We start from the raw sequence: 22,480 nt of genomic DNA, 5'->3' as shown, positions 1-22,480 counted from the left end.
TTGATGCAGTTTGATGCAGTTTGATGTTGCTTGATTTAGTTTGCTCCCGCATTCAGTCATATGTCCAGACGGTGGAGAGAAAAAGTTTGGAGAATTGACGGCGTGCGCGCGCGGACCTACTGTGGCCGAATGCGCTGGGATGCACTCTTCAATGACCTGGAAAGCCAGCTTGTGGAATCGGACCGGCTTTCGCTGGAGGCCGAGATCGGCGAGAGGGCCAGGGCCGAACTGGTGGCCATCGAATTGTCCGACCGGCTCCGCGGCGTACTTGGTTGCACGCTCGGAGTCCACCTCCTCAGCGGAGAGTCGGTCCATGGGCGGCTCGCCCACGCCGGTGCCGAGGCGCTGGTTATTGACGAGGACCGGTTCCAGGTCCTGATTCCATATCCGGCGGTTGCCCGCTACGTGGGCATGGGCAGGCAAGCAAGAACGGAAGTGTCGGCCGTGCGGCGCGCACTGGGGTTGGCACACTCGCTCCGGGCCCTCGCCCGGGACAGGGCTGAGCTCGCTATCAGCCTCTGTGGCAGCACGGGAATCACGAGGTTGGAGGGCGTGATCGACCGCGTGGGTAAGGACTACGTGGACGTGGCGGCGGTGACTCCCGGTGAAGCGCGGAGGAGCCGGCATGTGGGGGACGTTTCAACCGTGCCGTTCGCCGCGCTGGCGGCCATCAGGTCCAGGAGGCAGACAGGGATGTAGCCGCCGCGTGTCGGCACGGCCGGAGGCTACGAAGCACGATCCCGCTCAGACCGACTTCGACTTGGCTTCCTGGATCATCCTGCTCGCTTCGGCATAGCGTTCCTCGATGTACTGTTCGAGCATCTTCTCTTCCACACGCCATTGTCCGCGTCCGCCGACCTGGATGGCCTTCAATTCTCCGCTCCGAACAAGTGCGTAGGCGGCCGGAGAGTTGATCTGGAGCTGCTCGGCTACATCTGCGAGCGTGAGGAACCTGGGCATGCCTCCATTTTGCCATCCGAACGGTGCACCCGCTGCGTTATCCACAGTTCCGCCATATTTGCGGCTTTGACTTTTGTTCCGGCGTCCGTCCCGCAACAATGAGGTGTCCGGCCACGGAGTGGCCCGCCGGTATGTCTAGGGGGAGAAACGGCATGGCAGCAGAAACATCCGCCGCATCAGGGCGCCTGAAGCGCCCGTCGTGGAAGGATCCGCGCCTGCTGGTGGGGATCCTCCTGGTGTTTGCATCAGTTGCGGGCGTTGTGTTCCTGGTTGGAAGTGCAGACCAAACAACTGAGGTCTACGCTGCCCGCGACGGCATAGCTGTGGGCGAAGCGCTGACGGAGCAGAACGTGGTCCGCGCCAAGGTGCGTCTCGGCGATTCGGAGCAGCACTACATCACCGCCGAATCAGGGTTGCCCCAAGGCGTCGTGGCGGTGCAGCGCATCGGAAAGGACCAGCTGGTACCGCGTGCGAGCCTCGGGGAAGTGGATGACCTTGACCGCAAGCCGGTGGCCATCACGGTGGACGGAACCCTTCCTGAGCAGGTTATCGCAGGTGCCCGCGTGGATGTCTGGGTAGCCCAGCCCGATGCCAAGAACGGATTCAGTGAACCCAAGCTCCTGCTGCCGGGTGCCGAAATCGCCGAGGTAACAGCAGGTTCAACAACACTCGGGTCGGCCAAAAGTACAGTGCTGATGGTGCTGGTGGAGGACGGCCGGATGCCGGCCATCCTGGGCGCCCAGGTCAACGACGCCCGGATCTCCGTTGTGTGGAACCCCGGAGGCGCCAAGTGAGCATACCGGTGGTCACCGTAGGGCAAAGCCGGGAGGACCTGGTGGGCGGGCTTGAACGCCTGCACGGGCCAGTCACAGTGGTCCGGAGATGCGCTGAACTGCCCGAACTGCTGGCAGCGTGCCAAAGCGGGCTGGCCAGGGCTGCCGTCGTGGCAGACGGATCCGAAGGCCTCACGGCTTCGTTGGTCGACCGGCTGGGAGCCGTTGGCGTGGCCATCATCGCCCTCACCGACAGCGCCGAAGAAGCAGCGCGGCTCCGCAAGATCGGTGTCGCGTCCGCCCTGACAGGCGTGCAATCCGCTGAGCTTTCGGACCGGATCGCGGATGCCGTGGAGCAGCTGACGGGGGCACCGGGCCGTACGGGCGCAATGAGCTCCCTTGCGGACACCGGTGCAGCCCTGCATCCCACTGCCGCGGAGCCTGTGCCCGAACCGGGCGGGCCGGGACCGGGACGAATCATCGCAGTATGGGGACCCGCAGGCTCTCCTGGCCGGACCACCCTTGCCGCCAACATGGCCGCTGAACTGGCGGCCGACGGCAAGCAGGTCCTCCTCATAGACGCTGACAGCTACGGGGCGAGCGTGGCTGCTGTCCTCGGCCTGCTCGACGAATCGGCAGCATTGGCCCAGGCCTGCCGGCTTGCGGACCAGGGGGCACTGGATGCAGACGCCCTCCGCAGGCTTGCTGCCCCGGTAGCAACCACTGCCGGAACCTTCAGGGTGCTCACCGGCATTACGCGGGCAGATCGCTGGACGGAGCTCAGGGCACCGGCCCTGTCAATCGTCCTCGAACGGGCGCGGCAGATCGCCGACGTTATCGTGGTGGACACCGGCTTCTGCCTCGATGCGGATGAAGAACTGAGCTTTGACACCATGGCACCGCGGCGAAACGGAGCAACTTTGCGTGCCCTGGAGATGGCGGACACTGTGTTCGCGGTAGGGGCTGCTGATCCGGTGGGCGTGCCGCGGTTGGTCAAGGGCCTTGCTGAACTGGAGAACGCTGTTCCTCAGGCCGCCCCCACGGTGGTGATGAACAAAGTGCGGTCATCCTCGGTTGGCAGGGGCCCCGAACGGCAGCTGCGGGATGCCTGGGAGCGCTACGGTCCGGGATCCGGGCTTCACGCGTTCCTGCCGTATGACATCGCTGCCGCGGACGCCGCGTTGCTCGCCGGCTCTCTGCTGCTCGAAGCGTCGCCGGAGTCAGACCTTCGCCGCTCAATCCGCGCCCTCGTTTGTGCACCCGTCCAGCAAAAGTCGAAATCCTCTGTATTTTCTTCCACAGCAGGCCGCAGGGCAAAGGACTAGGCTCGCCATAAGAGCTGCAAGGGTGCAGCGCATATCGTGTGATGGAGGCGTTTGTTGATGTCGTCTGGATCCAGCGTGGAGGATCAGGCCCTTTCCGTTGAAGGCTTCGAAGGCTTCATGGGGGACTACTACCAGCATCTCGCCGAGGAGGACGCGCGCAGCTATCCGCAGGAGCTGTTGGCGCAGCGGGCTGACCATCACCGCGAGGTGGCATCCGAGCGGCTGCCGGGGCAGGCGAAGGTGGCTATTGCCGATGAGGAAGACAGCAGCGTCGTGTTCGTCGTTACGGACGACATGCCCTTCCTGGTTGATTCAGTCAACGCTGAACTGGTCCGCCAGCATGCGGCCATCAAGCTGGTCATCCACCCCATGTTCGTAGCCACGCGAAACCGGGAATCCGGGCACCTCGTCAAGGTCAACAGGGTTCCGTCGCATATCGGAATTTCCAGCGGTGACACTGCAGCCATGCCGAGCCTGTCCCACCTGATTGCCACCGGCGAGAACGCCTCACACATGGAGTCCTGGATCGCCGTCGAGATCGGCCGCATCTCCGAGGAGGCCAAAGCGTCGCTGCTTGAAGGACTGCAGCGCGTGCTCAAGGACGTGCGCGCCGCCGTCGAAGACTGGCCGAAAATGCGCCAAAAAGCGCTGCAGATTGCCGACAGCCTGGACCAGGTAGCCAACCCGGCCCAGATCGCCGAACTCCGGCAGGCACAGGACCTCCTGCGATGGCTCGACGACGGCAACTTCACCTTCCTCGGATATCGGGAGTACGTCCTGATCAACGTGGACGGGGAAGATGTCCTCGAATTGCGGGAAGACAGCGGCCTTGGACTGCTCCGGGCGGCGGCCGATTCCCCGCACATCCAGCACCTGACCGATACGGGCCGCAAAAAGGCGCGGGAGAAGCGTGCCCTTGTCATCACGAAGGCCAATTCCCGCTCCACCGTCCACCGGTCCGCATACCTGGACTACATCGGCGTCAAGAGCTTCGACGCTGCGGGCAACGTCAATGGTGAACGGCGCTTCATCGGGCTGTTTGCCACCAGCGCCTATACCGGCTCCGTGCGCGAAGTCCCCATCGTCCGGGAAAAGGTAGACGCCGTCCTCCGTAATGCGGGTTTCCCGCCGGACTCGCACTCCGGCAAGGACCTGCTCGGCATCCTGGAGACCTACCCCCGCGACGAGCTCTTCCAAATCGAAGTCCCCGACCTCGCCGCCACAGCAGTCGGCATCCAGAAGCTGCAGGAGCGTCGCCGGACCCGGCTCTTCCTCCGGCCGGACATCTACGGCCGGTTCATGTCGGCTGTTGTCTACCTGCCGAGGGATCGCTACACCACCAATGTCAGGCTCCGGATAGAGCAGGAACTCCGCGAGACCTTCCAGGCAGTGTCCATTGACTATGAAGCCAGGATGACCGAATCGGCGTTGGCCAGGCTCTTCTTCCGGATCCGCCTGCCGAAGGATGCGGACGTCAGCCACGTTGACAGCGGAGAGCTCGAAAAGCGGCTGGTCCGTGCGGCCAGGTCCTGGAGCGAGGGCATCGCCGAGGTGCTTCGCGACGGCGGGGACGCGGCCGAAGCCAAGGAGCTCGCGGCAATCTGGGCTGAGGCGTTCCCGGCGAGCTACCGGGTGGACTACGAAGTGGAAGATGCCCTTGACGACATCGCACGCTTCGAGAAGTACGGAGCGGCTGCCGAGCGCACCGAGGGGGCGCGGCAGGAGCGCCCGGGCGTCCACGTCTACCTCCCCGAAGGCGCCGGCGCCACGCTTGAGGAAGATGCACGGGTCAAGCTGTACATGCTTGAGCCCAAGAGCCTGAGCCAAATCCTTCCGTTCTTCCACAACCTGGGGCTCGAGGTGCTCGATGAACGGCCCTTCGAAATCGAGACCGCGGACCGCCGCGATTTCTTCCTCTACGACCTCGGACTGAAGTACCCGGCCGGCGTCGACCCTGTTGCAACCGGGGGCTTCCTGGCGGACTCCTTCAGCGCAGCTGTGACCGGCGCAGCGGAATCCGATGCTTTCGACCGCCTGGTTCTTCGGGAGGGACTGCACTGGCGCCAGATCACTGTGCTGCGTGCCTATGCCCGCTACATGCGCCAGATGGGCAACACCAATTCGTTCGGGTTCATGGCCGATACCCTCCTTGCCAACCCCGATGTGACCAAGGGACTCAGTGCCCTTTTCGCTGCACGGTTCGACCCGTCACTGGATACTGATGCACGGCAGGCGGCCCAGGAATCCGTGCGCGAGGAACTGTCAGCGTCCATCGAAAAAGTTGCAACACTTGATGCCGACCGCGTCCTGCGGACGTTCGTGAACCTCATCGAGGCCACCCTGCGGACCAACTTCTACCAGGACAAGCGGCACCTGAGCTTCAAGCTCGATCCGGCGCGGATCGACGGTTTGCCGTTCCCGCGTCCCATGTACGAGATCTGGGTCTACTCTCCGCGCGTTGAGGGAGTGCACCTCAGATTTGGCAAGGTTGCCCGCGGTGGCCTGCGCTGGTCCGACCGCCGGGAGGACTTCCGCACCGAGGTGCTCGGCCTGGTGAAGGCCCAGACGGTAAAGAACGCAGTCATCGTTCCCACCGGGGCCAAGGGCGGCTTCTTTGCAAAGCAGTTGCCGGATCCCTCCGTCGACAGGGCGGCGTGGATGGCCGAAGGCGTCGAAAGCTACAAAACCTTCATCCGGGGCCTACTGGACCTCACCGACAATCTCGTTACCGAAGGCGCGGACGAAAAGTTGGTGCCGCCGTCGGACGTTGTCAGGCATGACGACGACGACTCGTACCTGGTGGTCGCAGCGGACAAGGGGACCGCGACGTTCTCGGACATTGCCAACGGCCTGGCCGCTGAGTATGGATTCTGGTTGGGAGACGCTTTCGCTTCAGGCGGTTCCGTTGGCTACGACCACAAGGCGATGGGCATTACGGCCCGCGGCGCGTGGGAATCCGTGAAACGGCACTTCAGCGAGCTGGACCTGGATACCCAGACCCAGCCGTTCACCGTGGTGGGCGTCGGCGATATGTCCGGCGACGTGTTTGGCAACGGCATGCTGCTGTCCCGGCACATCCGGCTGCTCGCTGCCTTCGATCACCGGCATATCTTCCTGGATCCGACGCCGGATGAGGAGCAGTCCTTCACCGAACGCCGGCGCCTGTTCGAACTGCCCCGGTCGTCATGGGACGACTACGACAAGTCCCTCATCAGCGACGGCGGCGGTGTCTTCGCCCGGCAGGCCAAGTCCATTCCGGTGTCGCCCCAGGTGCGCGACGCCCTGGGACTTCCCACCCACACCACGGAGCTCAGCCCGCCCGAACTCCTGAGGGCCATCCTGCTGGCCCCCGCAGACCTTCTGTACAACGGCGGAATCGGGACCTACGTCAAGGCCAGCAGCGAGTCCAACGCTTCGGTGGGGGATAAGGCCAATGACTCGATCAGGGTTGATGGCAGGGACCTCCGCGTCAAGGTTGTAGGCGAAGGCGGCAACCTCGGTATGACGCAGCGGGGACGAATCGAGGCGGCACTCCAGGGTGTCATCCTGAACACCGATGCCATCGACAACTCCGCAGGCGTGGACTGCTCCGACCATGAGGTCAACATCAAGATCTTCGTTGACCGGATGGTCGCTGCCGGGAAGCTGGACGCGGCCGAACGTGCCGAATTCCTTGCCTCGATGACCGACGAAGTGGCACGGCTCGTCCTGGAAGACAACATCGACCAGAACATCCTGCTGCTGAACGACCGCACACGGGTTGCCGAGTGGAGCCCCAGCTACGAACGCCTCATGGACTGGCTGGAAAAATCAGCCGACCTGAAGCGCGACCTCGAAGCCCTTCCCACCACGGACACCCTGCGCGAACGGCTGCAGCAGGGCCAGGGCCTGACGTCACCTGAGCTCTCCGTCCTCGCCGCCTACGCCAAGATTGAACTGGCGACAGCCCTGCGGGAAAGCGATCTCGCGGACGATCCGTGGTTCCGGCAAACCCTCCGCGATTACTTCCCCACGCAGCTGCGTGAACGTTTCGACGCTGAACTGGACACCCATCCGCTGCGGCGTGAAATCATCGCCACGGTGGTGGCCAACGACATGATCAACATGGGAGGCATCACCTTTGCCTTCCGCGTCATGGAAGAAACGTCCGCCAGCGAAGTGGCGGTGGCCAAGGCGTTCGTCGCGCTGCGGGAGATCTACGAACTGGACGTGATGGTCCGGGAGCTCAACGGCCTGCCTGCGGCGTTCCCCACGGAGCACTGGAGCACGGTCCACCTGGATATCCGCAGGTTGCTTGACCGCGCAGTACGCTGGCTCCTTACCCAGGGCACCGTCTCCCAGCCCATCGATGAAGTGGTCGCTGAGTTCAAGCCGCTCATGGATCCCCTTCGTGCCCGCGTGCTGGACTACCTGCGGGGAGAGGATAGGGAACGGGTGGGAAGCTGGCTCGAGAACGCGCGCGAATGGGAACTTCCGGAGGGCCTTGCCCTGCGCTGGGCCGAGTTGTTCGAAAGCTTCGTGCTGCTGGATATCGCCAAGATTGCCCGCCTGCGGAAAGAGCCGGTCGAGGACATCGCCGCGGCGTATTACACGGTGTTCAACCGCTTCCACGCCGATTCCCTCCTGGAACGGATCAGCAGCCTTCCCCGTCAGGACCGCTGGCAGGCCCTGGCGAGGGCGGCACTTCGCGATGACCTGTACTCCACGGTGTCGGACATTACGACGGCGGTGCTGGACGCCACGGCCGCGGGCGACTCACCGGAGGCGCGGCTCACGGAGTGGGAAGCGCGGAACGCCGAACAGCTGGGCCGCGCAAAGAGCATGTTCGATGAGGTCAACGCACTCGAAACCGACGATATGGCGTCGCTGTCGGTAGCATTGAGGCTCTTGAGGTCTATCGTCCGGCGCTGATCAATCAGGCGTCGCAACTGGAGGTGCAGTGGCAATCTTTACCGACCCCATCAGGGAACACGCCGATTTCGGGCCGGGTGATGCCGAATGGCTTCACCTGCTGGTGGGGGACTGGCAGATGGTTGCGGACCTGGCCTTCGCCGACCTTGCACTGTGGTTCCCGCATCCCGAGTACGGGTACGTGGCGCTGGCCCACGTCCGGCCGTCCACTACGCACACCGTGTTCCATGGGGACTTCGTCGGCGAAGGCATCCGTTCCGACCTCCGGCCCCTGGTGGACAAGGCCTGGAACAGCAGGGCCATCGAGCGCTCCAGCGAGACAAACTGGAGCAGCGACATGGCACTGCGTGTCGAGGCTGTTCCCATGGTGCGGAATGGGCGGACCCTGGCCGTTGTCACCACGCACATGGACCTCTCCAGCTCGCGGATGCCGTCCCGCCTTGAGCTGACGTACCGTCAGTGTGCCTACGACCTGTTGCGGATGGGGACGCTCGGGCTGTGGCCGGACTTCGCCTCCCCAACGGGGTCGCGCCGAGGCGCACCGCGGGTGGGGGACGGGTTGATCAGGCTCGACGCTGACGGCGTGGTGCAGTACGCCAGCCCCAACGGTGTTTCTGCCTTCCGCCGGCTGGGCGATGGTGAATCGCTGGAGGGCCGTTCACTGGCTGAAGTGACTGCCAGCCTCCTCAAGGACCGGCGCATGGTCGATGAAACGTTGCCCCTGGTCGTTACCGGGCGGATGCCGTGGCGCAGTGAAATCGAGTCCCGCGGCGTCAGCCTGTCCCTCCGGGCAATTCCCCTGCGCGACGAACAGCAACGTTTCGGTGCCCTGGTGCTGTGCCGCGACGTGTCGGAGCTCAGGCGGCGGGAAATGGAACTGGTCACCAAGGACGCCACCATCCGCGAAATCCACCACCGGGTGAAGAACAATCTGCAGACCGTTGCTGCCCTGCTGCGGATGCAGTCGCGCCGGATGGTCAGCGAGGAAGCCAAACAGGGCCTGGAACAGGCGATGCGCCGGGTTGCGACGATCGCACTGGTCCACGAGACCCTGTCCCAAGGCCTGACCCAGAGCGTCGATTTTGATGAACTGATCGGACGGCAGTTCAGGTTGTCCGCAGAGGTCGCATCGCCGTCCCAGCAGGTGAAGACGGAACGTTCGGGCACTTTCGGCGAGCTGCCCAGCGACCTGGCCACCCCACTGGCGCTGGTGATCAATGAACTGGTGACCAATGCTGTGGAACATGGCCTTGAGGGGCGGGCAGGGACGGTGTGGCTCATTGCCGACCGTGCGGAGGGCGAGGACGGCGACGGTGAAGAACTCACCGTGACCATCGCCGACAATGGCGTGGGACTTCCGGACACTCCGCACGTCGAGGGCCTTGGTCTTCAGATCGTGCGGACCCTGGTAACCAGCGAGCTTGGCGGAACCATCCAGTGGCTGCCCCGCGAGGGTGGCGGCACGGCGGTCCGCATCCGCCTCAGCCTCACGGGCAGGTAGCCGGACGCCGCGGGTGCTGTCCGGGCGCGTGCCCTGGCACTGAATGGAGAGAGCCCCGGCGGCAACCTGATCGGTTGCTGCCGGGGCTCTTTCTGTGTGGTGAAAATTCCTCCGCAGTATGTAAGGAGGGCTTGCCTGTTATGAGGCGCGGCGTGCCCGGGCTGCCCGGCGCTTGAGGGCGCGGCGCTCGTCTTCGCTCATGCCGCCCCAAACGCCGGCGTCCTGGCCGGATTCAAGTGCCCACTGGAGGCAGGTGTCGACTACCGGGCACCGGCGGCAGACACTCTTGGCTTCCTCGATCTGCAGGAGGGCCGGTCCTGTGTTCCCTACAGGAAAGAAGAGTTCCGGATCCTTCTCGAGGCACGCTGCGCGGTTACGCCAATCCATGCTGATTAGTTGCTCCATTTCCGGGAATCGCCCTTTGTGAAATTATTCACTAGTAGCTACAAAGGAAAAGGGCCCGGCAGGGCCCCCTTGGTCATCTTCATCAAGCCTGTCATGTTAACGCTGTGTAAACAAGGGGTAATAACGCTTGATATCCCGGGAATGCTGAGCGATACATCACACTGCTGGCGCTGGCCCTCACCAGTCTCCGACTATGTCGGGTAGGGTGCCAGTGTGTCAAGACCCCCTTCCAACCCAGCAGATCCATCGCCTCCATCCGGGGAACACCACCCTGTCCGGGATGGTGCCGCAGCAGCAGGGAAGGTGCGTCCTCCCCGCGCGGCTGTCCTCATTGCGGTGGTCGTTGCGGCAGAGGCCACAGCTCTCCTTGCGGCTGCTGCATGGTATGCATTCGAGCTGGTATCGGGGAGCCCGGTCCTGTCCTTCTGGGGTGCGGTGTTCACGCTCGGGCTTCTGCTCGCCTTTTCGGCGTGGCTGTACGCGGTCGGTCATTTCCTGTACCGCGGGTTCCGGTGGACCCGCGCGGCGGCACTGGTTGCCCAACTGTTCGTTCTGACGATCGGTTTCCCCACCCTGACCAGCGGACTGGTCCTTGCCGGACTGGCTATGGTTGTCCCCGCGGTGACAGCCCTTGTGCTCCTCTTCCACGGCAGCGTCATCGCCTACGCCTCCCGTACCGGTGGGGCGCCGCCGGCCCTATAGCCCGCACTGGCGCCTCCCACTGCCGGCGGCCTCAGCCCCGGGTGGCGTCCAGGCAACCTGCAGTGCGGCGGACGCTCCTCCGGAAATCAGCACTGCCCTGCCCGGAGGAGCAGCAGGCTCCGCTTCGAAGCGAACGCCGAAGAGGTCTCCGTCCGCCAATGAGCGCGGCGCGAGCAGCAGCCCGGCGCCGTGAGCCCTGGACGCCATGACAAGGGGGAGTCGCTGGAGCAGCAGGGGATTGTAGTTTGCTGTCAACAGGACGGTGTGGCCCCGTGACTGGAGTTCCGCCAAGGCGGTCAGCGCGTCGGGAGACAGGTGGTCGGCATCGTCGGCGATGAGGATCCGGCGCCCTGCCGCGGTCCGGGACGCGGGGTCCAGCAGCAGCGATGTCCAAAACCTGTTCGGCTCGGCAGTGTCCGGCGGATACACCCAGCAGGCTTGCGGGTTCAGGATCCGCAGCGCCCGGAGGCTGTTGCTTTTACCGCCGCCGGGGCGGCCAAGAATCGCGAAAACGCCGCCGGCGGGTAAGTGGAGGCGGACCGGGGAGAGTTCGTCCCCACCCACGCCAATCAACAGTCCGGAAGGGGTGGAACCGGCGCCGGCCACGAATGAAGCGGGGTTGGCCGCAGACTCCTGAACGTCCGTCGCTGAGACGAGCGGAGGCAATGACTCAATCCGGAAGGGCGGTGTTCCCGACTTTGCGCTTAGCTCCGTGTCTGTATCCCGTTGCCATTGGTCCGCCGTGGCGAGGTCGTAGACCTGGCAGACCGCAGGCTCGCTTCCGGCGACTGGTCCGAAAGCCACGGCCCGCCCTTTCACAGGTGCGGTGGAAGGCATCCTGGGCCAAGCGAGCCTACTGTCCTCGTTGGAGGCTGCGGGGAAGAACAGCCGGTTGGGTAGCGACCCGCCAAACCGGGCGGTGGCCAGTTCCCGTTCACCGGATATGGCGACAGTTATCCCGGCGCGCTGACCGTCCCGGACCAGATCCTGTACCAGGTCCTCAGCCCACGCAAGCGGTCCGGACCTGAAGGCAGACACCCAGGATCCCCACCCGGAGATGACGAGCACCAACGGAATGGCCCCTTGATCCGGGCGGCTGAGGCGCTTGCCAAGCTCGCGGACCAGCCGCTCCAGTACCCGGACCGCGCGGCGGAGTTCGTGGATTCCAACATGGGCCCCCGTCCTTCGGTGGCCGGCGGCGTGCTGGAGTCCGCCAGGGGCATCGAGGAAGTAGCAGTGCGACTCACGCGGGTGTGCCAGCAGGCGGCGGATTGCGAGGTCCAAAGCTTCAGCGGCGCCGGAGGAGGCAGAGCCAATGAGTGCCAGGTGGCCGTTCCGGGTTGGTTCCCAGGTGAGGGGAAGGACGCATTGGGCGTGGGGCAGGTCCATGGCGCCGAGCTCAATAGACCAATCAGGCCGCGATCCGGTTGCCGACCGGCTGCGTGCCTGCTCCTGTCCAGCCACAGGCTCACGGAGGTCATGCGGAAGGGGAGGAGCCACTGGCTGCCGGGGAAGGGACCCACCCCGTGCTGCCCAAAGCGTGCGGACCAATACAATATAGGGCCGTGCGGCCTGCGCTGGGGTTTGCGTTTGGCGGCCAGGTGCACCCCCTTCGACTGCCCTCAGGAAATCGAAGGTGCGTTGAACATGAAGTGCACCGTTTCGGGTCTCCCTGCCGGAGAGGTTCAGTGTTGCCGCCTGGAATTCCTGGGCAGGCTCAGTCCCGCGTGCAAGGAACGCGCGACCTGGGCGGTCCAATCCGATGCCTGCCGCAGCTTTGGTGCCGATAATGTCATGGGATTCCATGTCGGACTGCACCCGCAGCGCAATGCTTGAGGTCACGTTGGCCCTGATATCGGCTGTCAACGCTCCCTGCGGCCGCTGCGTGGCCATCACCAGATGGATGCCGAGGGACCGTCCGATGGCGGCGATGCGCATCAACTCCCGCAGGACCTCCGGGGCGTCGTCCACGAGCATCCTGAACTCATCGATGATGATGACCAGATGGGGGAGTGCGGGGCCGGCCGTATCCGTGGCGGACCGGTAGGACGCCAGATCAGGCACTTTGGCCGCGGCGAGTGCCTCTTCGCGGAGACGGATCTCGGCCCGCAGTGACGCAAGCGTGCGGTCCAACTCGCTGGCGGACAAGTCCGTCAGCAGCCCTACGCAGTGCACGAGGTCGGCTAAGGGGCCCAGTCCGGAGCCGCCCTTGAAGTCAACGAACAGGAAGTTCACCAGTTCCGGCGGGTGACTTAGTGCCAGCCCAACAATTAAGGTGCGCAGAAGCTCCGACTTCCCCGAGCCGGTGGTCCCAGCCACCAAAAGATGCGGCCCGTCGCCGTCAAGGTCCCAGGACCTGACGCCTCCGGCGCTGAGCCCCAGCGGAACTGCCAGCCCCGTCGCCTGCTCCGCCGTCTGCCACCGCGCAGCTGTTGCGGCCGCTGATAGAGGCATGACTTCCTCCAGGGCGCACGTATCCGGGACGCAGTCTCCGCGTGCCCTGCCATCTTCTCCGGCTGCAAGGTTCCGGCAGAACGCGTCAAAGACCTTTGCAGGCGCCAGATCGGGCACGAATTTCACGTGGGCTTCCTGGCAGGCGAGGGACGATTCCGGCTCGGACAGTTCCACGTCGGCGTTGCTGGCTGGCTCTCCCGGGGTTGTGAATCTAAGGACCTGCCATCCGAGCTGGATTCCGGTGGCGGCAAGGGTGTTGTCCGTTTCCCGGCAGTCGAACGGGCCCCCCAGAATGAGGACTCCGTGCGGGCCGTCCCCGGAAAAACTCTCTGACAAATGCCGCCGGCACGACTCGCCGGTTGCCGTGAGGACAACGCGGGGAAGGAACCGTGCAGCAAGTGGAAGGACCTCGGGCTGGCCGTGGATGACCACCCTGGTCGCAATGCCCCGGGGATAACCCGCCAGCTGCATGACCAGCGCCCTGATCATGGCGTCCAACCCCGGGCGTGCTCCGCGAAATACCGTCTCCGGTCGGGACGGGTTGAGGAGGATCGGCAGCGCACCCGCGGAAGGCCGGCCCCGGACTGCGCCGGCGGGCTGGACGCTGATATTCGCGGGCTGGATGCCCAGTCCGAGTCGAAGCCAGATCCTGCCATCCCCGGCACCCTCCCTGTGGGATCCAAGGCGCTGCGCCCTCAAGGCGACGGTGGCCAAGGACGGCCCGGCCCGCCGTCGTCGTTCTTTGTCCTTCTGGACAGCCGCGGCGACTGCGGCGGCGGTTTCCCGCCGCTGCTTTCGCCCTGTCAACAGCGGGATCAGCACGGAGACGGCGGAGGCGCCGGCGAACGCCAGGAACATCCACATGCCCGTGAAGACGGCCAAACCGATCCCGATGGCCAGGGGAAGCGTTGCGGTCAGCACGAGGATGGCGCGGTTTCCATGATCCGTGCCGGCGGTAACGGTAAGGGGGTCCGCAACAGAAGCGCCTGCATCTGCTATTGGCCCTGGAAGGCTGTCTGCGAAAACCAAGGACATGACCGACGATCCGCACCGGATGTCGGATGCCGTGGACACCGCCGCATTCCGGATTCTCCGGCCATCCACCCAGGTTCCATTGGAGCTGTCCAGGTCTTCGATGAAGATGCCTGTGTCCGTGACGGTGAGCTTCGCGTGCTTCCGCGACATTTCGGCATCGTCAATGGAGATCCGTGCGCCGCTCCTTCCAATCGTGAAGGAGCCGCGGGCAAGGGCAACAACGGTGCCGGCCCCTGAACCGCTGTGGACAGCCAGTGCAAGCCCGGCCTCCGCCTCGCTGGAAATCCGGGACAGCTGCTTCCGGACCGGCGGGCCGGCACCGCCGGCATCGACGAGCACGGCGCCGGCGACAAGGGGAGCGGTGCCAACGCTGAGGGAGCCCAGGCGGATGCCCTGGACTGTAATCTCCCCTGTATCGAACTGGCGTGCCAAATGGTGGTGGATTTCGGTCCCGGCAGTTCCGGCTGGAGCTTCAATGGTCAGCTCCAGTGGCGGGTCACCGGAACCGGGGCCGGCTGCGCGCACCAACGTCCAGTGGAGTGTCATGTGGTGGATTCCTTTGAACGTTTGGTTCCAAGCTAAGGGCAGGGCTCCGAAGCGGCAGGCCCGTACCGGGGCTATGTGGAAAACTTCGGATTGTTCTGCGGAGGTACTGCCGTGCGGATCCATCGCTGGGCTAGGATCGCTGCACACGGACCCCACCGGCGGTCCTGCGGCCACGAAGGAGACCTGTGAGCACCATTGCTGCCAGTGCCGATGTTTCCCCCGATTCCGTCATAGGGTCCGGTTCCAAAGTGTGGCACCTGGCCCAGGTCCGGGAATCCGCGCGGCTGGGGAGTAACTGCGTGATTGGGCGCGGTGCCTATATAGGTCCGGGAGTGGTCCTGGGAGACAACTGCAAGGTGCAGAACTACGCCCTCGTCTATGAGCCTGCCGTCCTTGCCCCGGGCGTCTTCATAGGACCTGCGGTGGTGCTCACCAATGACGTTTTCCCGCGGGCGGTCACGCCCGACGGGAGCCTGAAGACGGAGGAGGACTGGGACAAGGTAGGGGTGACCGTCCGGGAAGGCGCCGCCATTGGAGCGCGGGCCGTATGCATTGCGCCCGTAACGATCGGCGCTTGGGCCACCGTTGCCGCAGGTGCGGTCGTCACCAAGGATGTGGCGGACTTTGCCCTTGTCGCGGGGGTGCCTGCCCGCCGCGTTGGATGGGTTGGCCGGGCCGGGCACCCCTTGAAGCAGGAAGGGACCCTTTGGGTCTGTCCCCGGACCGGGGCTAAGTATGTGGAAACGGACGGGGAGTTGGGTGAGGTATAAACCGCATCCCTGACCGGGCCGGTAAGGGAGGCGATTCGACTGGCGCCGCAGTCACTCGGGTAGGCTAGAGCAGCAGACAATGCTCAACATTGCGCTGCCCGCATTCGAACCAGGAGATTTTGTGACCGCTGACCTCGTCATCGTAGGGTCCGGCTTTTTTGGCCTGACAATCGCAGAACAGGCCGCCACTGAGCTCGGCTTGAAGGTCGTTGTCCTCGACCGTCGCCACCACATCGGCGGAAACGCCTACAGCGAAAAGGAAGAGCAGACAGGTATCGAGGTGCACCGCTACGGTGCCCACCTGTTCCACACCTCAAACGAGCGCGTGTGGGAGTACGTCAACCGGTTCACCAGCTTCACCAACTACGTGCACAAGGTTTACGGGGTCCACAAGGGCGAGGTTTACTCCCTTCCCATCAACCTCGCCACCATCAACCAGTTCTTCCGGGCCAACCTCACACCGGGCCAGGCCAAGGACCTGATCCAGGAACAGGCCGGAGAACTTGCAGGCACCGACCCGCAGAACCTCAACGACAAGGGAATCCAGCTGATCGGGCGTCCCCTGTACGAGGCCTTCATCAAGCACTACACGGGCAAGCAGTGGCAGACGGACCCTAAGGACCTTCCCGCCGGGATCATTTCGCGGCTCCCGGTTCGCTACAACTACGACAACCGGTACTTCAACGACAAGTACGAGGGCCTGCCCACCAACGGCTACACGGCCTGGATCGAAAAAATGGCGGAGCACCCGAACATCGAGGTCCGACTCAATACGGACTTCTTCGACGAGTCGCACGAGTACAGCAAGAACAAGGTCGTCGGCAATATCCCGGTTGTCTACACGGGGCCCGTTGACCGCTACTTCGATTACGCCGAGGGTGACCTGTCCTGGCGCACGATTGATTTCGAAGAGGAAGTGCTCGATGTCGGCGACTTCCAGGGTACGTCCGTGGTCAACTACAACGACGAAGACGTGGCCTACACCCGCGTTATCGAACCCCGGCACTTCCACCCCGAGCGGGAATACCAGACGGAAAAGACCGTCATCATGCGCGAGTTCTCGCGCTTTGCCGAGAAGGGCGACGAGCCCTACTACCCGATCAACACATCGGCAGACCGCGACCGGCTGCTCAAGTACCGCGATCTCGCGGCCGGTGAAAAGGACGTCCTGTTCGGAGGCCGCCTGGGCACCTACAAGTACCTTGACATGCACATGGCCATCGGTTCTGCCCTGACCATGTTCGACAACAAGATCCGCCCTCACTTCGAGGCGGGAGCCGACATCGAAAGCGGAGGAGTCGACGCATGAGCGTCCCCACCGATACCAAGAACCAGAACAAGGCCGAGGGCGGCGCCGCGGAAACAGGCCAGCAGTGGCAGACCCTGCAGCGCGTGATCCTTCCCAGCGCCAGCCAGATGGATACTGTTCCCCTCTACATGGACATGGGAACCGCCACGGGAATCCAACTGCCGACGGCCGGCGACAGGGACGGGAAAACCCCCAAGGCCCGAACCATCAGCAGCCCTACCAAGGAAGCGCACGTGGAGGATTTCCTCTCACGCCACTCGACGTCCGTGCGGTCGGGCGAACGCGTGTCCTTCGGCAGCTATTTCAATGCCTTCCCCGCCAGCTACTGGCGGCGCTGGACCACCGTGGACAAGGTCCGGCTGCAGGTCCGTACGCAGGGCGCTGGTTCTGTCATCGTGTACAAGTCGAACGCCCGCGGATCGCTGCAGCGCGTGGACACGCGCCGGGTTGAGGGTACTGCCGAGAACTTCTTCGAACTGTCGCTGGCACCCTTCGGTGACGGCGGCTGGTACTGGTTTGACCTGCTGGCCGGAACTGAGCCACTGGTGATGCTCGATGCGGAATGGCAGGGCCCTGCCGTTGAGACCAGCCCGGGCTCCGTAACCCTCCAGATCACCACCCTGAACAAGACGGACTTCTGCCTTAACAACCTCCGGCTCTTGGCCGAAAGCAAAGAGGCCCTCGACCACGTACAGGAAATCCTGATTGTGGACCAGGGAACCCAGAAGCTCGCAGATGCTGACGGGTTCGACGACATCAAAAAGATGCTCAACGGCAAGTTGCGCATCATCAACCAGTCCAACCTCGGCGGGTCGGGCGGATTCGCCCGTGGCATGTTCGAGGCCGTTGAGAACGGCAGCGACTACGCATTGCTCATGGACGACGACGTCGTCGTGGAGCCGGAAAGCATCATCCGGCTGCTGACCTTTGCTGATCGCTGCAAGACTCCCACCCTGGTGGGCGGACACATGTTCGATCTCTACAACCGGACGGTGCTGCATACCTTTGGAGAGGTGGTCAACCCCTACCGGTTCCAGCCGTCGCTTCCCAGCGACGAAATGATCCTGGGTCACGACTTCCAGTCCTCCAACCTTCGTCAGACGTCCTGGCTGCACCGCCGCTGCGACGTTGACTACAACGGGTGGTGGATGTGCCTGATTCCCACGCAGGTAATCCGGGAAATCGGGCTCTCCCTTCCTTTGTTCATCAAATGGGACGATTCGGAGTACGGGCTGCGTGCGAAGGCCCACGGTTACTCCACGGTGTCCCTCCCGGGATCGGCCGTGTGGCACGTCTCCTGGATCGACAAGGACGACCTCGTTGGTTGGCAGGCGTACTTCCACGCCCGGAACCGCGTGGTGGCTGCGCTGCTCCACAGTCCCTACGAGTTCGGCGGGCGCGTCATCAAGGAATCGCAGTATGCCGATGTCAAACACCTTGTTTCCATGCAATACGCCACCGCACAGGGCCGCCAGTGGGCGCTTGAGGACGTCCTGAAAGGCCCCGAAGCCTTGCCTGAACTCCTCCCGGCCAAGCTGCCCCAGATCCGCGAAATGATGTCCGCGCACCCCGACGCCGTCTTCAAACCCAATCCTGAGGACTTCCCTGCGGCAAAGATGGACAAGCCGCCGCGCCGAGGACATGGGCCGGCCCAGCCGTCCAAGATTTCCCTGCTTCCCTGGGCAGCAAAGACCGTGGTCCGCCAGCTGGCGAGCCCGGTGAAGGAAACCAGCACCGAACGTCCGCAGACGACCATTGCCCACCAGGACAACCGGTGGTGGCGCATGGCGCAGTACGATAGCGCAGTAGTCTCAAACGCCGAGGGGACCGGTGCGTCCTGGTACAAGCGCGACCCCAAGCAACTTAGGAAGATGCTGGCTGAAAGTGCCCGCCTGCACTCCGCGCTGCTCAAGGAATGGCCCGCGCTCAGCAGGAAGTACAAGGCAGCTGTCGCGGACCTGACGTCGATGGAATCCTGGAGGAAGACGTTCGAGCAACACACCCAGAACGAAATCAAGTGAGTGCATCATCTCCGGCTGAACTGACAAGTCCAGGGCTTGGGGGTGGACTGCGGGACATCCGGCAGTCAGGATTCCTCCTAAAGCTCTTGGTCCGCAAAGAACTCAAGGTCCGGTACCGCGGGTCCGTGCTCGGACTGCTGTGGTCCTACGTAAAACCCGGCGTTCAGTTCGTCGTCTTCTATGTGGCCCTTGGTGTATTCCTGGGACTGGAGCGCAGCGCGAGGAACCCTGAGGGGCTTCCCAACTATGCCGTCTACCTCTTCTCGGGGATCGTACTGATCAACTTCTTCTCTGAGGCGCTGGGAAACGCGTCACGTTCGATTGTGAACAACGGGAACCTGATCAAGAAGATCTACCTGCCACGTGAGCTTTTCCCGGTTGCCTCAGTATGGGTGTCCGCGGTTCACTTTTTCCCGCAGCTGGTGGTGCTGGTGGCCGGCTGCCTTCTGGCGGGATGGCATCCGAGTATGTTCCAGCTGCTGGCAGCGGTGGCGGGCTTCGTGATCGTGGGCCTCCTGGCTACCGGTCTTGGCTTGCTTTTCGGGTCTGCAAATGTGTACTTCCGGGACTCGGAGAACCTGGTGGACATGCTCCTGATGGTTGCCACCTGGGCTTCGCCTGTGATGTACGCGTGGTCGATGGTGGAAGCAAAACTCGGTTCGACGTGGTTTGCCATCTATCAGGCGAACCCCATCACTATTGGTGTGGAACTGTTCCATTACGCGTTTTGGTTCCCCACGACGGATGGCACCACCGCCATGCCACCCAATCTCTTCACCCTGTGGACACCGCTGGGCCTGGTTATCGCCCTGGCCATTGTCATTTTGGGTCAGTTCACCTTCCGGCGGCTCGAGGGCCGCTTCGCTCAGGAGCTGTGAGTGGTCAACGCAATCGAAGTTTCAGACATCAGCAAGCAGTTCGTCCTCCGGCACACGCGCTCGATCAAAGAGGCCGTCGTTTGGTTGGTCAAGGGCCGGAAAGGCGACCTGTCCGAAAAGTTCCATGCTCTGAAGAACGTCTCCGTCGACGTCAAGACGGGGGAGACCGTGGCACTGCTGGGCCTTAATGGTTCGGGCAAATCGACGCTGCTGAAGCACATCTCCGGCGTGATGCTGCCGGATACCGGAACCGTCAGGACCAGGGGGCGGGTGGCGGGCCTCATCGAGGTGGGCGCCGGCTTCCACCCCGACCTGTCCGGCCGGGACAACGTCTTCCTCAACGGGGCCATCCTGGGAATGACTGAGCAACAGGTCAAGGACCGGTTCGACGATATTGTCGAATTCTCCGAGATCGGGCAATTCATTGATACCGAGGTTAAGTTCTACTCGTCAGGAATGTATTTACGGCTCGCATTTTCCGTGGCCGTCCATACGGATCCCGAAGTGTTCCTGATCGATGAGATTCTGGCAGTGGGCGACGAGCCTTTCCAGCGAAAGTGCATCGACAAGATCCAGGAACTCGCCCGCGACGGAAAGACGCTTGTGGTGGTGAGCCACGACCTTGACCTGGTCTCCCGCATTTGCGACCGCGGAATCCTCCTGGAGCACGGTAACGTGAAATTCGACGGACCAATCCACGAGGCAGTTTCGATCCTGCGCGCCTGACAGTCAGCCGCGCGAGGACGTCCGCTTTGGAGCGGATGATGGTCCCTCATCGTCAAAGTTTGTGGCACGGCGTGCCGCCCTGGCCGCTGTGCCACTGAATTTTCGGAGGATTCTTGTCCTGGTTTGATACAGTCCCACAGTTCGTCCTGGCAGCGGCTTTGCTGTTTCTTCCGGGACTCGCCGTGGGTGCCGCAGCCAGGTTGAGGGGATTCCGTATCTTCGCCCTGGCACCGGGACTCAGTGTGTCGGTAGTGGCCGTTGCCGCGATCGTTGCGCCGTTCGCTGGAATCCGGTGGTCACTGCTGCCCGTCCTGGGCGTCACTACCATTTTGGCCGGGCTCGCATTTGCCGCGTCGGCAGTGGTGGCTAGGAAGAGCCCGGTGGTTCAGGCCCATGACGGCGGCAATCCACGTTGGGTCCTGGTTTCAATCCTGCTGGCGGTTGCCGTGGCAGCCTTTTTGGTTTCCCGCCGGCTTGTTGAAGCCATCGGCCACCCGGAGTCCTTTTCACAGACATTTGACAATGTCTTTCATCTCAATGCGATCCGATACATCCTCGATACCGGCTCAGGATCATCCCTGACGCTTAATGAGATGACCGGTGCGGCGTCGTACCCCGCGGCTTGGCATGACCTTGTCTCATTGCTGGCCAGCGTTGGCGGCGGTGGAATACCGGTATCGGTCAATGTGATCAACATTGTCGTCGCCGCCGTTGTCTGGCCCCTGGGCTGCATGTACCTCGGACGAACCATCTGGGGTAACCGCCCCGCAATCGTCCTCTCCGCCGGTGTCCTGTCCGCCGGATTCGGAGCCTTTCCCATTTCGCTGCTCGATTTTGGGGTGCTCTACCCGAATTTCCTTGCCGTCGCCCTCCTGCCCCTGGTTCTGGGTGTCTCGCTTGAAGTACTCGGATTGTCTGCAGTGCCGGTTCACTCGAGGATCATTGAAGCACTCGTCCTCCTCGCAGTCCTGCCGGGCGTCGCCCTGGCCCACCCCAGCGCGGCCATGGCCTGGATTGCCCTGCTGGCGCCGCCCGTAGTTTTCGTCTACGCGCGATTTCTGGTGCGGACATGGACTTCGGCGCGCGGGCGCACCGGATGGGCAGCCACGGCGGCCCTGGTGGCGTTGGGCGTGATCGCCGTCGTCGTTGTTCGCATTCTCTGGGACCTCGTCCGGCCACCAGCGGAAGCTGCCTTCTGGCCACCTGTTGAGAGTAGTGGCCAGGCTATTGGCGAAGTTATCGCCAGCTCCGCGATTGGCCGCCCCGTAGCCTGGGCCGTCATGGCCCTGACCCTCGTTGGCATCTTCGTAGTGGTGAGGTCCGGCCGGCAGCTCTGGTGGTTGGGAACCTATGCCGTGGCGGCGTTCCTCTTCGTCGTGGTCAGTTCGTTCCCCGCGGACGACTTCCGGACTTACTGGACGGGAATCTGGTACAACGATCCTCCCCGGCTTGCCGCCCTCTTGCCGTTGGTTACGATTCCCCTTGCCACCCGTGGTGCCGTCTGTGCTTGGGAGCTGCTGCTCCAGGGAGTCACCCGCGGCGCGCGAAGTGTCCAGCGGAAGCGTACGGCGGAACGGGGCAAAGCCCTCGTAAAGGGTGCCCGTGTCCCGCAGGCAACCTACATGGTGGTTGCCGGCCTCATTGCCGTGCTGGCACTGGGTGCGCTCACACAGCGCGGAAGCGTGCGCCAGGCGCAGGACTCGATGGCCGGTTCATACCGGCTTTCTGCTGACTCACCCCTGATCTCCAGTGATGAGCTGGAGCTGATTGACCGCCTGCCGGAGGAGGTGCCTGAGGACGCCGTCATGGTAGGGAACCCCTGGAACGGCAGTTCCCTGGCTTATGCACTGGCCGACCGAAAGCTCATCCAGCTGCACATCCTTAGCGCCGTTCCTGACGGAACGGGTGCGCTTCTTAACGGGCCTGCCCCGTCGAAGGACGATCCTGCAGTCTGCCCTGCGGTCCGGAAACTGAACATCGACTACATCCTTGACTTTGGCCACCGCGAAGTGCATGGCCGGGACAGCGGTTACAAGGGGCTGGACAGCCTCATTGCCGCAGGCATGGCCACTCTTGAAGATTCGGAAGGCGACGCCAAGCTCTACAAGCTGCGGCTTTGCGGAAACTGATTCCGCCCTGCACCTGGGCGTCGAGGAGGTTCGTC

General features: G+C 63.5%; 15 protein-coding genes. 12 read left to right on the top strand and 3 right to left on the bottom strand.

Going from position 1 to position 22,480, the window contains the following annotated elements; all coding sequences use genetic code 11:
• Window positions 1–129: 129 nt before the first annotated feature.
• Entirely contained in the window at window positions 130–699 is a 570-nt protein-coding gene (locus ACHL_RS12295; RefSeq protein WP_015937611.1) for a hypothetical protein, read from the top strand.
• Window positions 700–744: 45 nt separating this feature from the next.
• Here ACHL_RS12295 and ACHL_RS12290 read toward each other — a convergent pair whose 3' ends face one another.
• Entirely contained in the window at window positions 745–960 is a 216-nt protein-coding gene (locus ACHL_RS12290) for a helix-turn-helix domain-containing protein (RefSeq protein ID WP_015937610.1), read from the bottom strand.
• Window positions 961–1,112: 152 nt separating this feature from the next.
• On the opposite strand from ACHL_RS12290, the gene ACHL_RS12285 reads away from it, so the two are divergent.
• Genes ACHL_RS12285 through ACHL_RS12270 form a run of 4 tightly spaced genes read left to right on the top strand, consistent with a single transcriptional unit; the run spans window position 1,113 to window position 9,470 of the window.
• Window positions 1,113–1,754: a hypothetical protein gene (locus ACHL_RS12285; RefSeq protein WP_015937609.1), complete on the top strand. Its 642-nt coding sequence runs from the start codon at window positions 1,113–1,115 to the stop codon at window positions 1,752–1,754.
• Entirely contained in the window at window positions 1,751–3,058 is a 1,308-nt protein-coding gene (locus ACHL_RS12280; RefSeq protein WP_015937608.1) for an AAA family ATPase, read from the top strand. Before ACHL_RS12285 ends, ACHL_RS12280 begins: the two co-directional genes overlap by 4 nt.
• Before the next feature lie 57 nt (window positions 3,059–3,115).
• Entirely contained in the window at window positions 3,116–7,969 is a 4,854-nt protein-coding gene (locus ACHL_RS12275) for an NAD-glutamate dehydrogenase (RefSeq protein WP_015937607.1), read from the top strand.
• A gap of 28 nt (window positions 7,970–7,997) precedes the next feature.
• On the top strand, window positions 7,998–9,470 hold the full coding sequence (locus ACHL_RS12270; protein ID WP_015937606.1) for a sensor histidine kinase: 1,473 nt from the start codon (window positions 7,998–8,000) through the stop codon (window positions 9,468–9,470).
• A 138-nt stretch (window positions 9,471–9,608) separates the two neighbouring features.
• Here ACHL_RS12270 and ACHL_RS12265 read toward each other — a convergent pair whose 3' ends face one another.
• Complete coding sequence (locus ACHL_RS12265; protein ID WP_015937605.1) at window positions 9,609–9,857, bottom strand: WhiB family transcriptional regulator; 249 nt, start codon at window positions 9,855–9,857, stop codon at window positions 9,609–9,611.
• 321 nt (window positions 9,858–10,178) lie between these two features.
• On the opposite strand from ACHL_RS12265, the gene ACHL_RS12260 reads away from it, so the two are divergent.
• On the top strand, window positions 10,179–10,577 hold the full coding sequence (locus ACHL_RS12260) for a hypothetical protein (RefSeq protein ID WP_015937604.1): 399 nt from the start codon (window positions 10,179–10,181) through the stop codon (window positions 10,575–10,577).
• Here ACHL_RS12260 and ACHL_RS12255 read toward each other — a convergent pair.
• Window positions 10,572–14,612 (bottom strand): FtsK/SpoIIIE domain-containing protein, encoded by a 4,041-nt coding sequence (locus ACHL_RS12255; protein ID WP_015937603.1) that lies wholly within the window; start codon window positions 14,610–14,612, stop codon window positions 10,572–10,574. The genes ACHL_RS12260 and ACHL_RS12255 overlap by 6 nt on opposite strands.
• 185 nt (window positions 14,613–14,797) lie before the next feature.
• Between ACHL_RS12255 and ACHL_RS12250 the strand changes: the two genes are divergently transcribed.
• From ACHL_RS12250 to ACHL_RS12225, 6 genes are all read left to right on the top strand, one after another.
• Window positions 14,798–15,382: an acyltransferase gene (locus tag ACHL_RS12250; protein WP_015937602.1), complete on the top strand. Its 585-nt coding sequence runs from the start codon at window positions 14,798–14,800 to the stop codon at window positions 15,380–15,382.
• A gap of 121 nt (window positions 15,383–15,503) precedes the next feature.
• A complete protein-coding gene (gene glf, locus ACHL_RS12245; RefSeq protein WP_043794670.1) occupies window positions 15,504–16,691 on the top strand; it encodes a UDP-galactopyranose mutase in 1,188 nt (395 codons plus the stop codon).
• On the top strand, window positions 16,688–18,712 hold the full coding sequence (locus tag ACHL_RS12240) for a glycosyltransferase (protein WP_015937600.1): 2,025 nt from the start codon (window positions 16,688–16,690) through the stop codon (window positions 18,710–18,712). The genes glf and ACHL_RS12240 overlap by 4 nt, the downstream gene beginning before the upstream one ends.
• Window positions 18,709–19,590, top strand: coding sequence for an ABC transporter permease (locus ACHL_RS12235; RefSeq protein WP_015937599.1), 882 nt, complete (start codon window positions 18,709–18,711; stop codon window positions 19,588–19,590). The genes ACHL_RS12240 and ACHL_RS12235 overlap by 4 nt, the downstream gene beginning before the upstream one ends.
• Window positions 19,591–20,316: an ABC transporter ATP-binding protein gene (locus ACHL_RS12230; RefSeq protein ID WP_015937598.1), complete on the top strand. Its 726-nt coding sequence runs from the start codon at window positions 19,591–19,593 to the stop codon at window positions 20,314–20,316.
• Between the two features lie 113 nt (window positions 20,317–20,429).
• Entirely contained in the window at window positions 20,430–22,445 is a 2,016-nt protein-coding gene (locus ACHL_RS12225; RefSeq protein ID WP_015937597.1) for a DUF6541 family protein, read from the top strand.
• Window positions 22,446–22,480: the final 35 nt, after the last annotated feature.

Origin of the sequence: Pseudarthrobacter chlorophenolicus A6 (assembly GCF_000022025.1) — a bacterium.
In the GTDB taxonomy this organism is placed as follows: Bacteria; Actinomycetota; Actinomycetes; order Actinomycetales; family Micrococcaceae; genus Arthrobacter; species Arthrobacter chlorophenolicus.
The sequence above is the reverse complement of the archived record's forward strand: the minus strand, read 5'-3'. Positions and strand labels throughout refer to the sequence as shown.

Excerpts from the sequence above, each read along its gene's own strand:
- ACHL_RS12295 (WP_015937611.1), top strand. The coding sequence starts at position 130 with ATGCGCTGGGATGCACTCTTCAATGACCTGGAAAGCCAGCTTGTGGAA.
- ACHL_RS12265 (WP_015937605.1), bottom strand. The coding sequence starts at position 9,857 with ATGGATTGGCGTAACCGCGCAGCGTGCCTCGAGAAGGATCCGGAACTC.
- ACHL_RS12285 (WP_015937609.1), top strand. The coding sequence starts at position 1,113 with ATGGCAGCAGAAACATCCGCCGCATCAGGGCGCCTGAAGCGCCCGTCG.
- ACHL_RS12290 (WP_015937610.1), bottom strand. The coding sequence starts at position 960 with ATGCCCAGGTTCCTCACGCTCGCAGATGTAGCCGAGCAGCTCCAGATC.
- ACHL_RS12255 (WP_015937603.1), bottom strand. The coding sequence starts at position 14,612 with ATGACACTCCACTGGACGTTGGTGCGCGCAGCCGGCCCCGGTTCCGGT.
- ACHL_RS12240 (WP_015937600.1), top strand. The coding sequence starts at position 16,688 with ATGAGCGTCCCCACCGATACCAAGAACCAGAACAAGGCCGAGGGCGGC.
- ACHL_RS12275 (WP_015937607.1), top strand. The coding sequence starts at position 3,116 with ATGTCGTCTGGATCCAGCGTGGAGGATCAGGCCCTTTCCGTTGAAGGC.